Genomic DNA, 2635 nt, shown 5'->3' on the forward strand with positions numbered 1-2635 from the left:
CGCGGAAGAGGGCTGCGCTCGTCGTCGATCTGGGCCGGACGGTCAAACCGGTCACCACGCCCGACGAGCCGGCCCGGCTGGTGGCGGAGCTCGCCGCCCGCGGAGTCACGGTGTCGGGGAACAACCCTGCGCCTGCCGAAAACCCCATCCACGCTGGTCAATCGCCGTGCGCCGGTCCTGCGGGGGCCAGCATCGATCACACGGGGTTCCCTGCCCGCGGGGGTGGACGGGTCTGCGGCATGATGATCGGCTGTGCTGCTTCGCCTGGCCTATCTGGCTGTGTCCAACACCTTCGCCGCGCTGCGCCTGCTGCCGATGAGTGACCGCGACAAGGATGCGGAGATCCTTGCCCTCCGCCACCAGGTCACAGTTTTGCAGCGGCAACTCGGCCCGGACAAAGTGAGGTTCACGGCCGAGGACCGGGTCTTCGTCGCCGCACTGCTGCAGCCACTGCCCCGCGAGGCCCTGCGCCGGCTGCGGCTGATCGTCCGGCCGGACACCATCCTGCGCTGGCACCGCGACCTGATGAAACAACGGCACGCGAGCGCCTCCCGACCGAAGCGGCCCGGACGGCCGCCCACCGTGCGCTCCGTCCGCCGCCTGATCCTGCGCCTGGTCCGCGAGAACCCGTCGTGGGGCTACCGGCGCATCCACGGCGAACTGGCCACCCTCGGGATCAAAATCGCCGCCTCCACCGTCTGGGAAATCCTCAAGCAGGAGGACATCGACCCCGCACCCGACCGAGCCTCCACCACCTGGGCCGACTTCCTGCGCTCCCAGGCCGACGCACTACTGGCCATCGACTTTATCGAAACCGTGACCCTGACCGGACAACGCCAGTACATCCTCGCCGCCATCGAACACACCACCCGCCGCATCCGCGTCCTTGGCACCACCGCGCATCCGACCACGGCCTGGGTCACCCAGGCCGCGAAGAACCTCACGATGGATCTGGAGGACGCGGGCGCCACGGTCAAGCACCTGATCCGCGACCGGGACGCGAAGTTCCCCGCCCTGTTCGACCAGATCCTCGCTGACTCCGGCATCACGGTCGCGCTCAGCGGCGTGCGAATACCGCGGATGAACTCGATCACGGAACGGTGAGTGCAGACCTGCCGCCACGAACTCCTGGACCGCACCCTGATCTGGAACGAAAACCACCTACGCCACGCCCTGCGCGAGTTCGAAACCCACCACAACGGGCACCGGCCCCATCAAGCCATGGATCAGGCCACTCCGCTCCGCGCGGTCCCCGAACCAATCACCGATCCGGACCAGATCGCCCACCTCGACATACGCCGACGCGACCGCCTCGGCGGCACCATCCACGAATACCAACATGCCGCCTGACCGGCATGGACATGGTTTTCGGCAGGCGCAGGCCACAAGGTCGGCTTCATTGACGGCATCGGTGCCGACGCTGGCTGCCCCGCTCGCGTCGGCCGCAAACTCGGGTTCTGCCGCGGCGCAACGCCTCAGCTGACGCCCCCGCCACCGGGCCCAACGCTTCCTGCACCGGCGCCAGCGCCAACCCCAGATCGTCTGCGGTACTTCAAAGCGCCACGCTTCCGCTACTCGATTATTTAGGAAACCCAGCCATTTCAGCTCAATAGGTCAGAAGTCAAATCCTTCTGGAGGCCTCGACAAATCTACAGCGAGATCCGGGTTCCGACTCCACACTTCCCTATAAACACCCCATTGAACCTGCGGGAGGGCGGATTTATAGATTTCGAAATTTACCTTCCCCGCCCTTCCCCACAGTACGGCCAGAGACACTCCAATCTCCATCGCCGAGACATCCACCAACTCAGCATCCCGGCTGGCATCTAGCAAGGCCCCATAGACACGATCATCCTGCCATCCAGCCAAGTCGATGGCAGCATCGACTCGCCATCCTGGGGAAAGCGAATCATCCAGCAGGACGCGACACAAATGCTCCGAGGTTGCGTTCCAGGAATAAGGAAGATCACCCAACAAGCCGTCGACGAACTCCGCGGGGGGGACATAACCGTGATCTTCAATATAGTGAAGGATCAGCCAAGGCGCGCAGTAAATGATTCCATCGGGAGTGATTACATGCACTTCACCATTTCCAGCAATGCGCGCCCCAGAAGGACAGATTTCACAATAATGCTCTCCAAGAGACAGACTTCGTACCCCTGGAGCATTCACGCCGAAGTCGATCTACTGCCAGGGCGGGTAGCCGGCCGGATATCCCATGGGGGATCTCTCGGCCCAACCAGCCTACAGACAACATGCGTACAGGGTAATCGGCGTACAAGTACTCTGACAGGTCCGGATATTCAGCCATTTCCAATACCTGGCCTTCTGCATGCAACCCAGTGACAAACACCCATGTTCGGCTGAAGAATATCACTCAGAAGAGTGTCCTCATCCACCACGATCGAGCCTTGACGATAGGTGAATGGAAGACCGTTATCCCGCCTCGTCCCCAGTGGAGAAAGCGTGTAATTTGGAACACTGTCACCGGGCCCAAAGGTTTCCACGACCAACTGGGTGGCCGACGGCATCTGGACCCAGCACACGATGTCCGGTTTCTGGGCGTCGGGTACCGGCGGGAAGGTGCAGAACAGCCGGCTGACCTCGATCTGGGCAGACGGGATCAACGTCAACA

The 2635-nt window shown here is 62.8% G+C and carries 2 protein-coding genes and 1 pseudogene; 1 reads left to right on the top strand and 2 read right to left on the bottom strand.

Annotated features, from left to right (window positions below; genetic code table 11):
• Positions 1-252: 252 nt before the first annotated feature.
• A pseudogene (locus FCI23_RS55140) lies at positions 253-1350 on the top strand (integrase core domain-containing protein).
• 264 nt (positions 1351-1614) lie between these two features.
• Here FCI23_RS55140 and FCI23_RS55145 read toward each other — a convergent pair.
• Both FCI23_RS55145 and FCI23_RS64560 read right to left on the bottom strand, forming a co-directional pair.
• Positions 1615-2172, bottom strand: coding sequence for a DUF7919 family protein (locus FCI23_RS55145; RefSeq protein ID WP_136731687.1), 558 nt, complete (start codon positions 2170-2172; stop codon positions 1615-1617).
• A 131-nt stretch (positions 2173-2303) separates the two neighbouring features.
• The gene (locus FCI23_RS64560) at positions 2304-2531 is read right to left on the bottom strand and encodes a putative adhesin (protein WP_407646170.1); all 228 of its coding nucleotides are present in this window, start codon (positions 2529-2531) and stop codon (positions 2304-2306) included.
• Between the last annotated feature and the right edge of the window lie 104 nt (positions 2532-2635).

The sequence above is a fragment of the Actinacidiphila oryziradicis genome (genome assembly GCF_005047355.1).
Classification (GTDB): Bacteria; Actinomycetota; Actinomycetes; order Streptomycetales; family Streptomycetaceae; genus Actinacidiphila; species Actinacidiphila oryziradicis.

What these genes read in the sequence shown, in the direction of transcription:
- FCI23_RS64560 (WP_407646170.1), bottom strand. Translation starts at nt 2,531, where the DNA reads ATGCCGTCGGCCACCCAGTTGGTCGTGGAAACCTTTGGGCCCGGTGAC.